This window comes from Streptomyces sp. NPDC050743 (assembly GCF_044456925.1).
Taxonomy (GTDB): Bacteria; Actinomycetota; Actinomycetes; order Streptomycetales; family Streptomycetaceae; genus Streptomyces.
In genome coordinates, this window is record NZ_JBITGJ010000011.1 from 163,818 (window position 1) to 180,721 (window position 16,904).

Here is a 16,904-nt window from a genome sequence, read left to right on the forward strand (position 1 = left end):
GCCTGTGTCCGTGCCCGGTCCGCCGGTCACACTCGGACGACGCGAGAAGCATCACGGAAGAAGGGTGTGACGATCCGGGCGGTGCCGGACACGAACGGAACATGAGCAACGACGAGATCTTCGCCGCTGCCTACCGCGAGCACTACTGGGCGGTCAGCCGCTATGTCGCGCGGCGACTGCACGGACGGGCCGACGAGGTGGAGGAAGTGGTGGCGGAGGTGTTCACGACCGCCTGGCGGCGCCGGCGCGACCTGCCGGACGCGCCGCTGCCCTGGCTGTACGGGGTGGCCCGCAACTGCCTGGCCAACGCGGTACGCGGCTACGGGCGCCGGCGCCGGCTGGTGGACCGGCTGGGCAACGACGAGGCCGCGCACGGCCGGCACGTCGTGGACAGCCCGGACGCGGATGCGCCCGGCGCCTGGGTGCACGAGGTCCTGGACCGGCTCTCCCCGGCCGACCAGGAGGTACTGCGCCTCGCGGCCTGGGAGGAGCTCGACGCCGGGCAGATCGCTGTCGTCCTGGGCTGCGGCAGGCGCGCAGCGACGATGCGCCTGCACCGCGCCCGCCGCCGGCTGCGAGCCGAGGTAGACCGCCTGCGCCCGGCAGCGCCGGCAAGGGCAACACCGCCCGAGCAGCGCGCGCGTCCCGAGGCGCCGCCGTCCCGGCACCGCACGTCCCCGGTGACGCCGACGACCGCCTCACCGTCGGCGGAGGCGAGCGGGGACGGCACGCCCTCGGCCTCTGAGTCCCGTACCGGTGACGACACAGCCGCCGGGGAGCACGTATCCGGCGGGCGCTCGTCGTTTTCCGCTTCCGCCGTCCCCGTCCGCGTACCCCTGCGCAAGGACCCCCGCCATGCCTGACGAACTCGACCTCCTGCGCCGTGCCGACCCGGTGCCGGCACATGGCCCGTACTTCGGTGACGGTCCGCTCGACCACCATGCCGAGCGGAGGCTGGAGTTGCTGCTGGCCGAGGGCGAAGGCCGGCCCGTGCGGCTCCGCACTCCGCGCGCCCGGCTGTGGTGGGGCCTCGCCGCCACCGCCGTCGTGCTGGCCACCACGCTCACCGCGTTGCTCGGCGGCCCGGGCGGCCAGCCCGCCGTGGCCGCGCCACGCCCGCTCGCCGTGCGCGCCCACTCCACGGCCGTACCGCTGGACCGGATGGCCCGACTGGCCGCCGCGGCCGCCGCGGACGGTTCGCCGGGCCTGCGCAAGGGCACCCATGTGCAGTCCTGGAGCCTCGGCATGAGCGACGACGGGCCGCCGGTGACCCTCCCCGAGGAGCGCGTGGTGCGGTGGCACGCGGACGACAGCCACACCGAACTCGTCGTGGCGACCGATCCGCGCCATCCCGGCCGCCCGGTCCTCACCGACGAGGGCGCCGCGTCCCATCTGGTGGCGGACGGACAGGTACTGAGCCGGACCGATTACCCGCCGAGCTGGAGTGACGCCCCGCCCGAGGCGCGCCCCCCGCACGAGCCGGCCGCCCTGCGGGCCTACCTCGCCGAGGCGGCCCGCCCCGGCACCGGCACCCTGACCACATCCGAACTCCTGGATGCCGTCCAGGAGTTGCTGGACCACTGGACACTCGGTGCCCGGGAGTCCGCCGCACTGGTGCGGACCCTCGCGGACGCCGAGGGCGTGCACCCCGCCGGGCAGGTGACGGACCGGCTCGGGCGTCCGGGGCAGGCGTACACGTACGACGCCCCGGGCGCGCGGCGCATGCTGATCCTCGATCCGCGCACCGGCGCTGTCCTCGGTCTCGAGACCACCTTCCCCCGGGACGATCCCCGGTACGGGGTGAAGGCCGGGGACGTGATGGATTACAGCGCCTGGATGCGCTGACCTCCCGCGCGCCGACCCCTACGCGCCGACCCCTACGCGCCGAGCTGCCGGGCGGCGGCCGCCACGGTCTGCTCCAGCAGCGTGGCGATCGTCATCGGGCCGACACTGCCCGGCACCGGCGTGATCAGGGAGGCCCGTTCCACGACGGAGTCGAAGTCGACGTCGCCGGCGTTGCCCGGGTTGTAGCCCGCGTCGATCACGACGGCGCTGGGCTTGATGTCCTGCCCGCGGATCAGCCGCGGCCGGCCCACGGCGGCGACTACGAGGTCCGCCTCGCGAACCGCAGCCGACAGGTCGGCCGTCCGCGAGTGGCAGTGCGTCACGGTCGCGTCCCGGGCCGGCAGCAGCATGCCCACCGGCTTGCCGAGAATCGCGCTGCGGCCCACGACCACGGCCCTTCCCCACGCTCGGCTTCGCTCGCGCGGGGGCACCCCCGTCCGGCGGGGTCGACGCCGTACTCGTCCAGCAGCCGCAGGATGCCGCCGGGCGTGCAGGACACGAAGCCCGGCAGGCCGAAGCTCATCGTCGCGAACGAGGCGAAGGTGACGCCGTCGACGTCTTTCACCGGCGCGATCGCCTCGAACGCGGCGCGCTCGTCGATGTGGTCGCCGACCGGATGCTGGAGCAGGATGCCGTGCACCGCCGGGTCGGCCGACAACTCGCGTAGGGTGCCCACCAGTTCATCGGTGGTCGTGGTGGCGGGCAGGGCCACGTGGGAGAGGATGCCCGCCTTGCGGCAGCGGTGGCACGCGAGCTGGAGTGGCTGGACCCGGTGCGCGAGGCCATCGCCGCCCGGCTGATGATCCTCGCCCGGCACACGGCGCAGGCCCGCCGGGAGGTGCTGGACGCCGACGGCCTGAAGTACTGGCAGTACAAGGTGCTGTTGACGCTGCGCAGATGCGGGCCGCCGTGCGAGTGCGGTCCCTCGGGGCTCGCCGAGTGGCTGGGCCTGACCCGGGGTGCCCTCTCCGCACGGCTGGGGCCGATCGAGGAGGCCGGGCTGATCACGCGTACTCGGGAGAGCGGTGACCGCCGGTGCGTGCGGGTCCGGCTCACCGAGGCCGGCCACGCCGCGTTCGAGGCACACGCGGCAGGGGAGGACGCGGGCGAAGACGCGCTGCTCTCAGCGCTGACCGAAACAGAACGGCGCTTACTGGCGGACCTGCTGCGGAAGCTGGTCGTGGCCGTCGAGGGCGAGCCCGGGGCAGCCGCCCCAGGCTCGCTCGCGCCGAGAAGGTCCAGGTCAGCCGGGAGGTGACCCGGACCGTCGCGAATCTCCTTCCGGCGCCCGTCATGCCGGGGTGTGCCTACTCGTCCCACGCCTGGATGATCAACTGGTCGGCTATCTTGCCGTCGCGCAACGTGATCATCGACTCGGCGAGAACGCGGGTGCCGTCCCCGTACTGGCAGGACTCGCTGAACGCGGCGTGATCGCCCTGCACGACGCACCGGTCGAGCTTGTGGGTCATGTCGCGGCTGTAGACGTCGTCCAGCAACTCGGCGATCTGACCCCGCCCGCGCAGGACGGTGGGGTGGCTGGGCTGGTTGTTGCGGTCGACGATACGGATCTCCGCGTCGTCGGCGTAGAGCGACAGAAGGGTGTTCCCCGTGTTCCCTTCTATACCCCGGCGCAGTGTCTCGATGTCGAAGGCGGAACCTGTCGCGGTGCCCATGGGTGACCTCCTTCGGGCGCCCGCGGCCCGGCGGGGCGCGGGCCGCACGGACCCCCACCCTTCGAGGCTCCCCCGGCCCGGCGGACTCGGCAAGCGCAGACGGAGGGCTCCGCCTCACGAGTGAGCGAGGGCCGCCGCCCGTGTCCGGACGGTGTCCGGAACCGTTGCTGAGGGCATGATCTCAACACGACGTATCGTCGCCGTCCTCGGCCTCGCCGCGGGGGTCACGGGCCTTGCCGCACCGTTGGCGAACGCGGCCGGCGGGAGCGCACCGCACACCGGGCAGATCAACCCCATGACCGTGCTCGACTCGCTCACCGTCAGCGACATCCCCGCCGCGCACAGGGCGCAGGTCCCCCGGGTCTCCGAGCAGGTGCGCGGGCTGAACCAGGTCAGCGGGCTGAACCGGCTGAACGAACTGCACCAGCTCACCGACCTCGTGGCGCCCGTGACGGGCCTGCTGCCGGCCGTCCAGGGCTGAGCCGCGCGGACACGAGGGCGCGGGGCAGGTGCGCGAGGGCCGTTCCCGGCGGGGCGGCCCTCAGCGCATTACGGCCCCGGCGCCGGTGCTCGGCCCCGACCGCAGCGCCGCCCAGTCGCGGGACAGCGCGAAAGCCGAGGCCGTACCGCCCGGGAGGCGGTCAGGGAGGCATTCCGGGAGCAGGCGGGTGAGCCGGTCGCCCGGGCCCAGCTCCAGCCAGGTGCGGACGCCGTCGCGGTGCAGCCGGCCCACCGCTTCCGCGAAGCGCAGCGGTGCGCGCCGCACCCAGAACTCCGGCTCGGCGGTCTCCGCGCCCACCGGCCGGGCGGTGACGTCGGACACCAGGGGGAGGCGCGGCGCACACGGGTGGAGGGTGGCGAGGGTGCGGCCGTAGGCGTCGAGGACGCCGTCCGGGCGCGCCGAGTTCGGCTCCGGCTCCGCCCGGCCGCCCAGCAGCCGGGCCAGGGTGCCGGCCGCGTGGCAGGCGTCCGCCAGTGAGAAGACGCCCGCGGCATACGCGGCGGCCATCCGCCCGGCCGCCTGTCCGAACACCACGTCCGGCAGGATGCCCCAGCTGGTCAGCAACCGGTACTGCGCCACCTGGAGCGCGAAGACCGCGGGCCCGGCGAACGGCTCCCGCTCCAGCAGTGCGGCCATACGCGTGCCGTCATCCGCGAACATCACGGATTGCAACGGGAGTTCGAGATACGGATCGAGGCGCCCGCAGATGTCGTCCAGCGCGTCGGCGAACACCGGGAACGCTTCCCCGAGTTCCCGTCCTGTTCCGGGCCGGGGCGCGGCGCCGGCCGAGAAAAGGAATGCGACAAGTCCATGGCGGCCTTCGATGGGCATGCCCCCATTGAGGCACGCCCGGGCTGACACACACACCAGGCGAACTCATGCACCCTGCAAAAAGATTGCCATCATGGAATGACGTTATTCGGTCAAATTCTTACCCGAGAGCAAGTCATTTCTTACAAAGAAACCCGCCGTTCGCATCGGGCGCGTCCGGCGAGGCGCCCGCCCCGCTACCGATCGGTCGCGCGTAGGGTCGGCACCGAAGGCATTCGAGGAAGGGGCCAGACCATGGCGCAGGAAGTGCGCGGCGTGATCGCACCGGGGAAGGACGAGCCCGTACGGGTCGAGACGATCGTGGTGCCGGACCCGGGGCCCGGCGAAGCCGTGGTGCGCGTCCAGGCCTGCGGTGTCTGCCATACCGACCTGCACTACAAGCAGGGCGGCATCTCGGACGACTTCCCCTTCCTCCTCGGCCATGAGGCCGCCGGTGTGGTGGAGTCGGTCGGCGAGGGCGTGAGCGATGTGGCGCCCGGCGACTTCGTCGTCCTCAACTGGCGTGCGGTGTGCGGGCAGTGCCGGGCCTGTCTGCGCGGGCGGCCCTGGTACTGCTTCGACACGCACAACGCCGAGCAGAAGATGACGCTGACCGACGGCACGGAGCTCTCGCCGGCGCTGGGCATCGGCGCGTTCGCCGAGAAGACGCTCGTAGCCGCCGGTCAGTGCACCAAGGTCGATCCGGCCGTCTCCCCGGCGGTCGCCGGTCTGCTGGGCTGCGGGGTCATGGCCGGAATCGGCGCCGCCATCAACACGGGCGGCGTCGGCCGCGGCGACTCCGTCGCGGTCATCGGGTGCGGCGGGGTCGGCGACGCGGCCATCGCGGGGGCGAACCTCGCCGGCGCGGTGAAGATCATCGCCGTCGACATCGACCACCGCAAACTGGACAAGGCCCGGACCCTGGGCGCCACCCACACCGTCAACTCCAAGGAGACTGACCCGGTCGCGGCGATCCGCGAGCTGACCGGCGGCTTCGGCGCCGACGTCGTCATCGAGGCCGTCGGCCGCCCGGAGACGTACCAGCAGGCCTTCTACGCCCGCGACCTCGCCGGCACCGTCGTCCTCGTCGGCGTCCCCACACCCGAGATGAAGCTCGAACTGCCTCTGCTGGACGTCTTCGGCCGCGGCGGCGCCCTGAAGTCGAGCTGGTACGGCGACTGCCTGCCCTCCCGTGACTTCCCCATGCTGATCGACCTGCACCTCCAGGGCCGGCTGCCGCTCGACGCGTTCGTCACCGAGACGATCCGACTGGACGAGGTCGAGAAGGCGTTCGAGCGGATGCACGGCGGCGACGTACTGCGTTCGGTGGTGGTCTTCTGATGACCGTACGCATCGAACGCCTCGTCACCTCCGGGCAGTTCACTCTCGACGGCGGCACCTGGGACGTCGAGAACAACGTGTGGATCGTCGGCGACGAGCGGGAGGTGATCGTGATCGACGCCGCCCACGACGCCGAGGCCATCGCCCGCGCCGTCGACGACCGGCACCTGATCGCCATCGTGTGCACCCACGCCCACAACGACCACATCAACGCCGCGCCGGCACTCGCCGACCTGACCGGCGCCACCATCTGGCTGCACCCGGACGACCTGCCGCTGTGGAAGACGACCCACCCGCACCGCGACCCCGACCGGCACCTCCTGGACGGCCAGGTCATCGAGGCGGCCGGCGCCGACCTGACCGTGATCCACACCCCGGGCCACGCCCCCGGTGCCGTCTGCCTGTACGACCCCGCGCTCGGCACCGTCTTCACCGGGGACACCCTGTTCCAGGGCGGCCCGGGCGCCACCGGACGCACGTACTCGCACTTCCCGACGATCATCGACTCCATCCGCGACAAGCTCCTCACCCTCCCGCCCGAGACCAAGGTCCTCACCGGCCACGGCGACTCCACCACCATCGGCGCCGAGGCACCGCACCTGGACGAGTGGATCAAGCGCGGACACTGACACCGCGCCGGCAATACCGACAGAAGATGTCCGGCTTTCCCGTGACAGTGGACGGCGACAGCAGTCACCGCACACGGGAGGCCGGACATGTCAGGACCGCTGCAGGACAAGGTGGCACTGGTCGCGGGGGCGACCCGGGGCGCCGGACGCGGCATCGCCGTGGAACTCGGCGCGGCCGGTGCCACCGTCTACGTCACCGGCCGCAGCACACGCGAGCGCCGCTCGGAGTACGACCGCCCCGAGACCATCGAGGACACCGCCGACCTCGTCACCGCGGCCGGCGGCACCGGCATCGCCGTCGCCGTCGACCACCTGGACCCGTCCGCCGTACGCGCCCTGGTGGAGCGCATCGACCGCGACCAGGGCCGCCTCCACCTCCTCGTCAACGACATCTGGGGCGGCGAGAAACTCTTCGAGTGGGACACACCGGTCTGGGAGCACGACCTCGCGGGCGGGCTCCGGCTGCTCCGACTCGGGGTGGAGACACACGCGATCACCAGCCACTTCGCGCTGCCGCTGCTGCTGCGCCATCCCGGCGGCCTGGTGGTGGAGATGACCGACGGCACCGCCGACTACAACCGCGATACCTACCGCGTGAACCTCTTCTACGACCTCGCCAAGGCCTCCGTGCTGCGCATGGCCTTCGCCCTCGGTCACGAACTCGGCCCGCGCGGCGCCACCGCCGTCGCCCTGACCCCGGGCTGGCTGCGCTCGGAGCTGATGCTCGACGCGTACGGCGTCCGCGAGGATAACTGGCGCGACGCCCTCGACCGCGAACCGCACTTCGCCATCTCCGAGACCCCGCGTTACGTCGGCCGCGCCGTCGCCGCCCTGGCGGCCGACTCCGACGTGGCCCGCTTCAACGGGCAGTCGCTCTCCAGCGGCCACCTCGCCCAGGAGTACGGCTTTACCGACCTCGACGGCAGCCGGCCCGACGCCTGGCGGTACCTGGTCGAGGTGCAGGACGCGGGCAAGCCGGCCGACGTCACCGGATACCGGTGAAAGGACACCCGCGGGGCCGTACGGTCACCGCATGACTGATCACACCCGCTTCGCAGGGCACGGAGTTCTCGTCACGGGCGCGGGCCGCGGCATCGGGGCCGCGGTCGCGAGAAGGCTCGCCGAGGAGGGCGGGCAGGTCCTGGTCACCGACCAGGACCTGCCCGAGGCCGAGCGGACCGCTGCCGCCTTGCGCCGACAGGGCCTCGCCGCCGAGGCGTTGGCGTGCGACATCGCCGACCGCGCCTCGGTGGAGGCGGCCGTCGCCCGCGCCGTGGCCGCGTTCGGCTCGCTCGACGTGCTGGTCAACTGCGCCGCCCACTGCACCCCGGACGTCCCGCTCTTCGAGGACGACCCCGATGAGGCATGGGCCCTGGACCTTGACGTCACCCTCACCGGCGCCTACCGCTGCTGCCGCGCCGCCCTGCCCCACCTCGCGGCCTCCGGACGCGGCGCGATCGTCGGCATCGGCTCCGTCAACGGCCTGCAGGACTTCGGCAACCACGCCTACAGCGCCGCCAAGGCCGGCCTCGGCTCGCTCACCCGAACCCTCGCCGGGCACGCGGCACCCCGGGGCGTGCGGGTGAACCTCGTGGTGCCGGGCACGGTGCGCACCTCGGCGTGGGAGGGGCGCGACGACGAACTCGCCGCGCTGCGCCCGCTCTACCCGCTCGGCCGGGTCGGCGACCCCGAGGACATCGCCGCCGCGGTCGCCTTCCTCGCCTCCCGCGACGCCGCCTGGATCACCGGCACGACCCTGGTGGTCGACGGCGGACTCACCGCGGTGAACACCGGCTTCCGCGCGGCCCTGCGCCGCCCCTGAGCACCTTGAACCGTCAGCCGGAGGCCGCCGCCAGCACCCGAAGCACCCGCTCGGTGTCGGCCTCGGTGGTGCGCCAGTTGCTGAACGCGGCCCGCAGCCCGGGCACCCCGCCGTACACGGTCGGCGTCACATACGCCTCCCCGGACACGGCGACCGCCCGGGCGAGCGCGTCGACCCGCTCCTGTGTGGGGTCCTCGGCGAGGGTGAAGCACACGACGTTCAGCCGGACCGGTGCCAGCAGGCGCAGGCCCGGCAGCGCGTCGATGCCCGCGCCGAGCCGGCGGGCCAGGGCCACGTTCCGTTCCACGATCTCCCGGTGCCCGGCGCGTCCGTAGGCCACCAGTGAGAACCAGGTCGGCAGGGCGCGCAGCCGGCGGGAGTTCTCCGGCGTCAGATGCAGGAAGTCCGGCTCGCCGGTGGGCAGGCCGAGGTAGGGGGAGGCGTTGTGGAACACCTTCACCTGAAGGTCGCGGCGCCGGGTGAACTGCACGGCCGCGTCGTAGGGGACGTTGAGCCACTTGTGCAGGTCCACGCAGACCGAGTCGGCCGCGTCGAGACCGTCGACCAGCGTGGCGTACGCGGGGGAGAGCGCGGCGAAGCCGCCGAACGCGGCATCGACGTGCAGCCAGAAGTCGTAGCGTCGCTTCAGCGCGGCGATCGCCCGCAGATCGTCGAAGTCGACGGTGTTCACGGTGCCCGCGTTCGCCACGACGATCGCCGGCCGGCCGTGCAGTTCCGCGAGGGCCGACTCCAGCGCGGTCACGTCCACGGCCTCCCGGTTGCCGGGCAGCAGCGGCACCTTCCGCAGCCGGTCCCGGCCGATGCCCAGCACGGACATCGCCTTGGTCACGCTGGAGTGGGGGCTGCCGGAGAGCACCTCGACCGGGCCGAGCGCCGCCGCGCCCTCCCGCGAGACGTCCACACCGAGCCGTTCGCCGAGCCACTCCCGGCCGATCGCCAGACCGACCGTGTTGGAGGCCGTCGCCCCCGTCACGAAGGCCCCGCTGTGCGCCTCGTCCAGCCCGAACAGCTCGCGCAGCCAGGCCACCGTCTCCCGCTCCAGCTCCTGCGCCCAGGAACCGCCCGCCCCGGACAGGTTCTGGTCGTACGCGGAGGTCAGCCAGTCCCCGGCGACGGACGCGGGAGTCGCACCACCGGTGACGAAGCCCAGGTAGCGTGGGCCGGCCGAGCCGGAGAACCCGGGCGCCCACCGCTCGGCGAACCGCGCGAGAGCCGCGTCCGCGCCCGCGCCGTCCTCCGGAAGCGGTTCCGACGCGGGCGCCGGTCCGGACACGGCGACCGGCCGCTCGGCCAGTCCTGCCGCCGCACCGGCGGCGAAGTCCCGGGCGGACTGGAGCAGCTCAAGGAGCCGGGAGAGATCGCCGGCGAGGGTGGGGTGCATGGGGGCAGCGTAGAGGGACGGGGAGGCCGCCGGCCCGGTCCAATCGCGGGGAACTGGACTGGTCGGGGCGGGGGATGAGGGCCCTGAAGGGACGCGGGGAACCGCCAACCGCATCGGCCTCTCCGCCCACCGGGCCAGGGCCACCCTGCCGCGTGCCCGCGGGTCGTGCACAGGGACGACGGTGAGACCCGGCCGGGGCCGCCGCCATCGCCGCCGGGCGTCGAGAACCGGCCGGTCTTCTCGAGGCGCTGACGCCCGGGTGGTGGAGCGCTCCCCGTCCGTGCGCGGGGTGGCGCGTGGCGGCCGCGCGGCGGGGAAGTTCACCGTTTCGTCACAGCCTGGCCGGAACCACAACCGTCCAACCCCCCACGGAGGTCTAGTAGTCCGACATCGCGGGAATCGCGCAGGGGAGCACCCGGGGCAGGCCCTGGGCGAGATGGGGAGAAGAGGTCGCACATGGGGGACACACGCAGACGAGGTGTCGTCGCGCTGGGCGTCACGGGACTGGTGGCGCCGCTCACGCTCGCCTTCACCGCGGCACCGGCCCAGGCCGCGAGCTGCACCACGCAGACGGGGCCGTACCAGAAGCAGGTGGAGAAGTTCCTCGGCCTGACGGTCGACGGCAAGCAGTCCGCCTCCGACTGCAAGGCCATCAAGGCATTCCAGGACAAATACGGCATCACGCCCGACATCGGCTACGCCGGCCCCGTCACCTGGGGCGTGATGGATCTGATGAACAAGCAGAAGGCCGTCGGGAAGAACCCCAACAAGGACGGCAAGTGCCCGGTGAACAAGGGCCGGATCGCCTGCGTGAACCTCACGCTCCAGCTGAGCTGGATCCAGGACGGCAACAAGCTCGTCTACGGACCGGTCCCCGTGCGCACCGGCCGCAAGGGCTACACCACCCGCACCGGCCTGAAGAAGATCTACTGGCGGGACATCGACCACGTCTCGACCATCTACAACGTGCCGATGCCCTACAGCCAGTTCTTCGACGGCGGCCAGGCCTTCCACTCGGTCAACCTGAGCATGTGGAACCCGCCGGGTTCGCACGGCTGCGTCAACATGACGACCAAGGACGCCAAGGCCTACTGGTCGCTGCTGAAGACGGGCGACGACGTCTTCGTCTACGGCCGCAAGCCGGGCACCTGAGCCGGCCCCCGAGCCGTCGCCGCCCGGACCGTCACACCTCCGGCGCGTCCCCGAAGTCGGGGATCGGAAGCCGGACCCCGCCCTGCCGAGCGGACTCGTGCGCGACGATGCCCGGCAGGGTGTAGCGGGCGGCCACCCATGCGTTCACCGAGGGCAGTGAGCGGGTGTTGACCGCGGTGACGAAGTCGTCCGCGAGGAAGTGGTGGCTGCCCTCGTGGCCGTTGTGCAGCTGGTCGAACTCCCGGGGCAGCCTGGACCGGTCGTGCACCGGCGCCGAACCGGAGGTGAAGGCCGCCCGCAGCTCCGGCGCGATGTGCGTCAGGGACGGATCGTCGGGGGCCAGCGTCGGCTTGGGCTCCAGCAGTTCGCTGATGTCCTTCACCCCGTTCTTGTCCTGCCACAGCGCCACCGTCGCCAGCTGCTCCATGCTGGCCTCCGTGCCGAAGAACCGGAACCGGGACTCGCGGATGTGCGAGGGGTAGCCGACCCGCCGGAACTCGTTCGTACGGAACGATCCGCCGCCCGCCACCTCGAACAGCGCGGTCGCGTTGGACACGTCGTTGTCGAACTGGCTGACCGAACGATCGAAGACGCCGTCGCCGCGATCGTCTCGGACGCCGATCGCCGACACGCTCACCGCGTGCGTCTGCCAGGCGCCGAGCACCCCGCCCACCGAGTGCGTCGGGTACAGCAGCGGCGGATAGCTGGCCGTCGTCTTCCAGCTCTCACCGCCGCTGTACTGGTACGCCTCGTAGAAGCCGAGGTCCATGTCGTGGACGTAGTCGCCCTCGGCGTAGAACAGCCGGCCGAAGGCACCCTCGGCGATCTGGTTGCGGGCGTGCACGGTCGCCGGGTTGTACTGGCTGGTCTCACCCATCATGTACGTCAGCCCGGTCGCCCGTACCGCGTCGATGATCGCCGATATCTCGTCCGTGGTGACCGCCATGGGGACCGCGGAGTAGACGTGCTTGCCGGCACCGAGGCCCTGCAGGACCAGCGGGCCGTGCGTCCAGCGCTGGGTGAAGATCGCGACGGCGTCGACCGCCGGCGACTCCAGCATGGCCTCGTACGACGGGAAGGTGCCGGCGAGACCCTGCGTGGCGACGAGCCGCTCGGCCCGCTCGGGCAGCAGGTCGGTGACGTAGACGTCACGGACGCCGGGATGGGCCTGGAACAGCGTGGCGAACTGACCGGAGAACTGTCCGGCGCCGACGATGCCGAGAGAGAAAGTCATGCCGTTTACTTTTGACGCGGAAGAATCCAACCGTCAAGGGGCGGGCAGCGCCTTCCTTGATGTGCCTCTCGGCCCTTAAGGTGGGGCCGATTACTTCAGGATCGGAAGAAAACGAGGGCCGGGTCCATGACCAGCTGGCTGCCGCTGAGCCCCGCGGAGCGCACCGTGGCGATCGAGGTGCTCGTGCACGGGCCGCTGTCCCGCACCGAGCTGGCCCGGCGCCTCGGGCTCTCGCAGGGCAGTCTCACCCGGCTGACCAAGCCGCTCCTGGAGTCCGGGCTGCTCGCCGAGGCCCCCGAGACGGCCGGCCCGGCCCAGGCACGTCAGGGCCGCCCGTCCCAGCCGCTCGACGTCGTGGCCGACGCCCGCTCCTTCCTCGGCTTCAAGATCACCGGCGACATGGTCTACGGCGTCGTCACCACCCTGCGCAGTGAGGTGACCGGGCGGCTCGACCGGCCGCTGACCACGCACGACCCGGACGCGGTCGCCGCGCTGCTCGCGGAGATGGCGGCCGCCCTGGCCGAGGGGCACCCCGCCCCCGCGGGCATCGGCATCGGCGCGGGCGGACTGGTGCGCGAGCGCGCGGTGGTCGCCGAGTCGCCGTTCCTCGGCTGGCGGGACGTGCCGCTCGGGGCGCTGGTCCAGGAGCGCACCGGACTTCCGGTCGTCGTGGAGAACGACGTGGCCGCCCTGGTCGAGGCCGAGACCTGGTTCGGCGCGGGCCGCGGACTCGACCGCTTCGCCGTCCTGACCCTCGGCGCGGGGATCGGCTACGGGCTGGTGCTCGGCGGCAGGCGCGTACCGTTCGCGGAGGACGGCCACGGCTTCGGCCACCACTGGATCATCGACCCGAACGGCCCGCTCACCCCGGCCGGCGTCCGGGGCAGCGCCGTGTCCCTGCTCACCATCGCCGGCATCGAGTACCAGATCCGCGCCGCCACCGGCCGTGACACCACCTACGAGGAGATCCTCGCCGGTGCCGCCGCGGGCGAGCCCATGGCCTTCCGGGTGATCGACGAGGCCGCCCGGGCCCTCGGCACCCTGGTCGCACAGATCGCCAACTTCGCGATGCCGCAGAAGATCCTCCTCGCCGGAGAGGGCGTCGGCCTGATGGATGTGGCCGGGAACACGGTCCGCGACACGATCGGCGCCCACCGGCATCCGCTGGCCGACCCGGTCGACCTGGAGACGAAGGTGTCCGACTTCCACGACTGGGCACGCGGGGCCGCGGTGCTGGCGATCCAGGTGCTGGTACTGGGTGAGGGCCCGGTGTGAACTCCCGCCGCACACTTGACACATCGACGTGATGAGCACCACGTCCGGATTGTCCGTCTCGGGTGTACTTACTCACAGCGCCTTCACCTCGATCGGCATATGCTTCACAGCATGTCCACCACTGTTGAAGCCGCCCCCGAGCGCTCGGCCGCGGAGGTCAACGAGGAGATCAGGGCCCTGTGGCGCCGGTCGGGCGGGACACTGACCACCGAGCAGCGCGCGGAGTACCAGCGCCTCGTGATGGAGTGGGCCGCCGCGACCCCGCGGTCGCAGCAGGCGGCCTGACCGCCCCGCGCGGACCGCGCCGTATCCACCAGGGCACCCGTGAGCGCACGGGTGCCCTTCGCATGTCGCCCGCGCCGGGCCGGTGCCGGCCCGGCGCCCGCGTCAGCCCCAGGTCGCCGAGTAGTACCGCTGATAGGCCTTGCGGTCCTGTTCGGCCCGGATGTAGCGGGTCGCGACCAGCGCGATCAGACTGCCCGCGATGACCAGCAGCCCGGGACCGATGTTCCGGGTGTCCGTCAGCCGTGCCAGCAGCGTCTGGCCCTGCGCGCCCGTCACCGGCGCCGAGAAACCCGGCGAGGCCGCGCTCGGCGCCACCGCGCCCTGCGCGGCGGAGGCGGACGGCGCGGGGGACGCCTTGCCGGTGGCACCTCCGGCGTTCTGCGCCGACACGATGAGCTTCACGTTCAGCGCCGCCAGCGCCCGCGTCACCGGCTGGAAGAACGTCGTCCCGCCCGCCGTGCAGTCACCGCTGCCGCCCGAGGTCACACCGAGCGCGATCCCGTCGGAGAACAGCGGACCGCCGCTGTCGCCGGGCTCGGCACACACATCGGTCTGGAGCAGCCCGGTGACCGTCCCCTCGGGGTAGTTGACGGTCGCGTTCAGCGCGGTGACCGTCCCGTCGTGCAGGCCGCTGGTGCTGCCGCTGCGGAACACCCGCTGCCCCACCGCCGCATCGGCGACGCCCGTGATCCGCACCCCGTTGCCGCCGCCGATCGCGACGACGTCGGCGCCGTCACCGGCCCTGCCGGAGGCGTACTGCACGAGCGAGAAGTCGTTGCCGGGGAAGGTGCCGGCCACCGTCCGGCCGAGCTGCTGATTCCCCTGGTTGTCGGCGAACCAGATGGATCCCGTAGGACCGCAGTGACCGGCCGTGAGAATGAAGTCGCTCTGCCCGTTGGTCACGTTGAACCCGGCCGAGCAGCGCCCGCCGGTGGACAGGATCGGCTGGGCGCCGTTCAGCCGTGTGGTGAAGGTGCCCTTCGTGCGCTCCATCCGCACGAAGCTCCCCGCCTTCGCGGCCACTCGGGTCATGCCGGCCCAGTCGGCCGCGGACACGGTGCTGTCCGCGCTCACCACGACCCGGTTGGTCCGGTAGTCCACCGCCCACGCGGTGCCCGCCACGCGCGGCGCCGAACGCAGCGCCGCCGTCGCCGACTTGAGCTCGTTCATGCTGTGCGAGACGACCTTCGCCTCGGCGCCCGCGCGCCGCACCTCCCGTGCCGCCGCCTCGTCGGTCACCGCCACGACCGGCCGCCCGTCGGCGCCGATCCAGTTGCCCGCCGTCCGCGCCGTGCCGAGCCGCGCCACCAGCGCGGCCCCGGTGTTCCCGGCGCCGGATACGCCGGACGCGGAGGCGAGCGGTCTGGTGGCGGCCGGCGGTGTCTCGCTCGCCATGGCCGCCTGGGCGACCATCGCGCCGCCCAGGAGGAGTCCGCCGACCGCCGCCAGGCGTGTCACCCGCCTGACGATCCGTCGTCGTGCGTGCCGCATGCAGGGCTCCCGAAGCCGAACCGAACGCGCGCCGCCCGTGCCGGCGGCGCGGAGCCCTCGGGTCGTCGAGGGCCCGCACCTCCATACGCGGCCCACGGCCTCGGCGTTCACCGGCAGGGACGATCCCCCCCCGCTCGGACCCGGCTCTCGGGGGTTCCCTCGAGATCACGCGAAGCCCTTCCGGGCTTCCTCTCGCCAGGGCTGGGTGCTTGTGGGTCCCGCTTGCCCGTGCTGGGTGCTTGGGTGATCTCCTTGCTCGTGTTGGGCGCTGGAGGGATCCCCTTTGCTCGCGCTGGGTGCTTGGGTGATGTCCTTGCTCGTGTTGGGCGCTGGAGGGATCCCCTTTGCTCGCGCTGGGTGCTTGGGTGATGTCCTTGCCCGCGCCGGGCCGTTGCGGGATCCCGCTCGCCCGCGCTCAGCGCTTCCCGGAGTCCCCGGGCCCGCGCTCAGTTCTTGCGGGCCACCCCGCCGAACATCGCGACCTCCTCCGGCTCGGCGCCGTCCGCGTCCTCCGGGCGCCAGCGCGAGCAGGACACGACACCGGGCTCAAGCAGCTGGAGACCGTCGAAGAAGCGGGCCACGTCCTTGGGAGTGCGCTGGGTCAGCTTCGGCGTGCCGTGCTCGTTCCAGAACTTCACCGCCTCGTCCACGTCCGGCATCGCCGGGTGGGTGACGGTGTGCGACAGCACCAGGTGGCTGCCCGCCGGCAGCCGGTCCGTCAACCGCCGCACCAGCCCGTACGAGTCCTCGTCGTCGCCGATGAAGATGACCACGCCGAGCAGCATCAGCGCCACCGGCTCACTGAAGTCCAGCGTCTTCGCCGCGTGTTCGCAGATCGCGTCGACATTGCGCAGGTCCTCGTCCAGATAGTCGGTACGGCCCTCGGGCGTGCTCGTCAGCAGGGCACGCGCGTGCGCCAGCACCAGCGGGTCGTTGTCGACGTACACGATCCGCGACTCCGGCGCGATCCGCTGGGCGACCTCGTGGGTGTTGTCCGCGGTGGGCAGCCCGGTGCCGATGTCCAGGAACTGCCGGATGCCCACCTCGCCGACCAGGTGACGCACCGCACGGCCCAGGAACAGCCGGTCGGCACGCGCGTACTCCCCGACGCCGGGATGCAGTTGGCGTATCTGGTCGCCGGCCGCGCGGTCGACCTCGTAGTTGTCCTTGCCGCCGAGCCAGTAGTTCCAGATCCGAGCAGTGTGCGGCTGGCTGGTGTTGATGCGGGCACCAAGCGACACGGCCACGTCGTCGGAGGCTGCCGGGTTGTCGGTCACGTGGGTCAGCTCCTGGGTACGGATGAGTTGCCGGACGAGGGATTCACCGGGTTCCTCCGAGGATGCCCCGGCCTTCAGGACTCCGTTGGGAAATCCGTGAAACGGTGATGGTGAGTGTGCAGGCCTGCCATGATCGGCATGTTTGTCGATCGAGGGTGGGGTTGTA

Annotated in this window: 16 protein-coding genes and 2 pseudogenes; 11 read left to right on the forward strand and 7 right to left on the reverse strand. The window is 72.3% G+C overall.

What is annotated here, in order from left to right; genetic code table 11:
* Nucleotides 1-101 precede the first annotated feature (101 nt).
* Both ACIBJF_RS14835 and ACIBJF_RS14840 read left to right on the forward strand, forming a co-directional pair.
* Nucleotides 102-614 (forward strand): annotated as a pseudogene (locus tag ACIBJF_RS14835) (RNA polymerase sigma factor); the annotation flags it as partial.
* A 241-nt stretch (nucleotides 615-855) separates the two neighbouring features.
* Complete coding sequence (locus ACIBJF_RS14840) at nucleotides 856-1,845, forward strand: CU044_5270 family protein (RefSeq protein ID WP_399174099.1); 990 nt, start codon at nucleotides 856-858, stop codon at nucleotides 1,843-1,845.
* A gap of 32 nt (nucleotides 1,846-1,877) precedes the next feature.
* On the opposite strand, the pseudogene ACIBJF_RS14845 reads toward ACIBJF_RS14840, so the two are convergent.
* A pseudogene (locus tag ACIBJF_RS14845) lies at nucleotides 1,878-2,716 on the reverse strand (bifunctional 5,10-methylenetetrahydrofolate dehydrogenase/5,10-methenyltetrahydrofolate cyclohydrolase).
* Here ACIBJF_RS14845 and ACIBJF_RS14850 point away from each other — a divergent pair.
* Entirely contained in the window at nucleotides 2,618-3,103 is a 486-nt protein-coding gene (locus ACIBJF_RS14850) for a MarR family winged helix-turn-helix transcriptional regulator (RefSeq protein WP_399174115.1), read from the forward strand. The pseudogene ACIBJF_RS14845 and the gene ACIBJF_RS14850 sit on opposite strands and share 99 nt — an antisense overlap.
* Nucleotides 3,104-3,152: 49 nt before the next feature.
* On the opposite strand, the gene ACIBJF_RS14855 is transcribed toward ACIBJF_RS14850, so the two are convergent.
* On the reverse strand, nucleotides 3,153-3,518 hold the full coding sequence (locus tag ACIBJF_RS14855; RefSeq protein WP_356315111.1) for a nuclear transport factor 2 family protein: 366 nt from the start codon (nucleotides 3,516-3,518) through the stop codon (nucleotides 3,153-3,155).
* Nucleotides 3,519-3,693: 175 nt separating this feature from the next.
* Here ACIBJF_RS14855 and ACIBJF_RS14860 point away from each other — a divergent pair, with 175 nt between their 5' ends.
* Nucleotides 3,694-3,999 (forward strand): hypothetical protein, encoded by a 306-nt coding sequence (locus ACIBJF_RS14860; RefSeq protein WP_399174100.1) that lies wholly within the window; start codon nucleotides 3,694-3,696, stop codon nucleotides 3,997-3,999.
* A gap of 60 nt (nucleotides 4,000-4,059) precedes the next feature.
* On the opposite strand, the gene ACIBJF_RS14865 is transcribed toward ACIBJF_RS14860, so the two are convergent.
* Complete coding sequence (locus ACIBJF_RS14865) at nucleotides 4,060-4,851, reverse strand: acyltransferase domain-containing protein (RefSeq protein WP_399174101.1); 792 nt, start codon at nucleotides 4,849-4,851, stop codon at nucleotides 4,060-4,062.
* A 234-nt stretch (nucleotides 4,852-5,085) separates the two neighbouring features.
* Between ACIBJF_RS14865 and ACIBJF_RS14870 the strand changes: the two genes are divergently transcribed.
* From ACIBJF_RS14870 to ACIBJF_RS14885, 4 genes are all read left to right on the forward strand, one after another.
* Nucleotides 5,086-6,171, forward strand: a complete 1,086-nt coding sequence (locus ACIBJF_RS14870) for an S-(hydroxymethyl)mycothiol dehydrogenase (RefSeq protein WP_399174102.1) — start codon at nucleotides 5,086-5,088, stop codon at nucleotides 6,169-6,171.
* Nucleotides 6,171-6,800: an MBL fold metallo-hydrolase gene (locus tag ACIBJF_RS14875; protein ID WP_365331311.1), complete on the forward strand. Its 630-nt coding sequence runs from the start codon at nucleotides 6,171-6,173 to the stop codon at nucleotides 6,798-6,800. Before ACIBJF_RS14870 ends, ACIBJF_RS14875 begins: the two co-directional genes overlap by 1 nt.
* A gap of 87 nt (nucleotides 6,801-6,887) precedes the next feature.
* Nucleotides 6,888-7,802: an SDR family oxidoreductase gene (locus ACIBJF_RS14880; RefSeq protein WP_399174103.1), complete on the forward strand. Its 915-nt coding sequence runs from the start codon at nucleotides 6,888-6,890 to the stop codon at nucleotides 7,800-7,802.
* Nucleotides 7,803-7,833: 31 nt separating this feature from the next.
* Complete coding sequence (locus ACIBJF_RS14885) at nucleotides 7,834-8,622, forward strand: SDR family NAD(P)-dependent oxidoreductase (protein ID WP_399174104.1); 789 nt, start codon at nucleotides 7,834-7,836, stop codon at nucleotides 8,620-8,622.
* Between the two features lie 13 nt (nucleotides 8,623-8,635).
* Here the strand turns inward: ACIBJF_RS14885 and ACIBJF_RS14890 are convergent, their stop codons facing one another.
* Entirely contained in the window at nucleotides 8,636-10,024 is a 1,389-nt protein-coding gene (locus tag ACIBJF_RS14890; protein WP_399174105.1) for a pyridoxal phosphate-dependent decarboxylase family protein, read from the reverse strand.
* Between the two features lie 456 nt (nucleotides 10,025-10,480).
* Between ACIBJF_RS14890 and ACIBJF_RS14895 the strand changes: the two genes are divergently transcribed.
* Nucleotides 10,481-11,176, forward strand: a complete 696-nt coding sequence (locus tag ACIBJF_RS14895) for a L,D-transpeptidase family protein (protein ID WP_399174106.1) — start codon at nucleotides 10,481-10,483, stop codon at nucleotides 11,174-11,176.
* A 31-nt stretch (nucleotides 11,177-11,207) separates the two neighbouring features.
* Here the strand turns inward: ACIBJF_RS14895 and ACIBJF_RS14900 are convergent, their stop codons facing one another.
* Nucleotides 11,208-12,410, reverse strand: coding sequence for a Gfo/Idh/MocA family protein (locus ACIBJF_RS14900; RefSeq protein WP_399174107.1), 1,203 nt, complete (start codon nucleotides 12,408-12,410; stop codon nucleotides 11,208-11,210).
* Nucleotides 12,411-12,536: 126 nt separating this feature from the next.
* Here ACIBJF_RS14900 and ACIBJF_RS14905 point away from each other — a divergent pair, with 126 nt between their 5' ends.
* Together ACIBJF_RS14905 and ACIBJF_RS14910 are read left to right on the forward strand one after the other, a co-directional pair.
* Nucleotides 12,537-13,685 (forward strand): ROK family protein, encoded by a 1,149-nt coding sequence (locus ACIBJF_RS14905; RefSeq protein WP_399174108.1) that lies wholly within the window; start codon nucleotides 12,537-12,539, stop codon nucleotides 13,683-13,685.
* 99 nt (nucleotides 13,686-13,784) lie between these two features.
* The gene (locus tag ACIBJF_RS14910; RefSeq protein ID WP_356315144.1) at nucleotides 13,785-13,970 is read left to right on the forward strand and encodes a hypothetical protein; all 186 of its coding nucleotides are present in this window, start codon (nucleotides 13,785-13,787) and stop codon (nucleotides 13,968-13,970) included.
* Nucleotides 13,971-14,072: 102 nt separating this feature from the next.
* Here the strand turns inward: ACIBJF_RS14910 and ACIBJF_RS14915 are convergent, their stop codons facing one another.
* Together ACIBJF_RS14915 and ACIBJF_RS14920 are read right to left on the reverse strand one after the other, a co-directional pair.
* Nucleotides 14,073-15,461, reverse strand: a complete 1,389-nt coding sequence (locus ACIBJF_RS14915; protein ID WP_399174109.1) for a S1 family peptidase — start codon at nucleotides 15,459-15,461, stop codon at nucleotides 14,073-14,075.
* Nucleotides 15,462-15,907: 446 nt separating this feature from the next.
* Nucleotides 15,908-16,738: an SAM-dependent methyltransferase gene (locus ACIBJF_RS14920; protein ID WP_399174110.1), complete on the reverse strand. Its 831-nt coding sequence runs from the start codon at nucleotides 16,736-16,738 to the stop codon at nucleotides 15,908-15,910.
* Nucleotides 16,739-16,904: the final 166 nt, after the last annotated feature.

What these genes read in the sequence shown, in the direction of transcription:
- ACIBJF_RS14840 (WP_399174099.1), top strand. Translation starts at nt 856, where the DNA reads ATGCCTGACGAACTCGACCTCCTGCGCCGTGCCGACCCGGTGCCGGCA.
- ACIBJF_RS14855 (WP_356315111.1), bottom strand. Translation starts at nt 3,518, where the DNA reads ATGGGCACCGCGACAGGTTCCGCCTTCGACATCGAGACACTGCGCCGG.
- ACIBJF_RS14860 (WP_399174100.1), top strand. Translation starts at nt 3,694, where the DNA reads ATGATCTCAACACGACGTATCGTCGCCGTCCTCGGCCTCGCCGCGGGG.
- ACIBJF_RS14865 (WP_399174101.1), bottom strand. Translation starts at nt 4,851, where the DNA reads ATGCCCATCGAAGGCCGCCATGGACTTGTCGCATTCCTTTTCTCGGCC.
- ACIBJF_RS14870 (WP_399174102.1), top strand. Translation starts at nt 5,086, where the DNA reads ATGGCGCAGGAAGTGCGCGGCGTGATCGCACCGGGGAAGGACGAGCCC.
- ACIBJF_RS14875 (WP_365331311.1), top strand. Translation starts at nt 6,171, where the DNA reads ATGACCGTACGCATCGAACGCCTCGTCACCTCCGGGCAGTTCACTCTC.
- ACIBJF_RS14880 (WP_399174103.1), top strand. Translation starts at nt 6,888, where the DNA reads ATGTCAGGACCGCTGCAGGACAAGGTGGCACTGGTCGCGGGGGCGACC.
- ACIBJF_RS14885 (WP_399174104.1), top strand. Translation starts at nt 7,834, where the DNA reads ATGACTGATCACACCCGCTTCGCAGGGCACGGAGTTCTCGTCACGGGC.
- ACIBJF_RS14890 (WP_399174105.1), bottom strand. Translation starts at nt 10,024, where the DNA reads ATGCACCCCACCCTCGCCGGCGATCTCTCCCGGCTCCTTGAGCTGCTC.
- ACIBJF_RS14895 (WP_399174106.1), top strand. Translation starts at nt 10,481, where the DNA reads ATGGGGGACACACGCAGACGAGGTGTCGTCGCGCTGGGCGTCACGGGA.
- ACIBJF_RS14900 (WP_399174107.1), bottom strand. Translation starts at nt 12,410, where the DNA reads ATGACTTTCTCTCTCGGCATCGTCGGCGCCGGACAGTTCTCCGGTCAG.
- ACIBJF_RS14905 (WP_399174108.1), top strand. Translation starts at nt 12,537, where the DNA reads ATGACCAGCTGGCTGCCGCTGAGCCCCGCGGAGCGCACCGTGGCGATC.
- ACIBJF_RS14910 (WP_356315144.1), top strand. Translation starts at nt 13,785, where the DNA reads ATGCTTCACAGCATGTCCACCACTGTTGAAGCCGCCCCCGAGCGCTCG.
- ACIBJF_RS14915 (WP_399174109.1), bottom strand. Translation starts at nt 15,461, where the DNA reads ATGCGGCACGCACGACGACGGATCGTCAGGCGGGTGACACGCCTGGCG.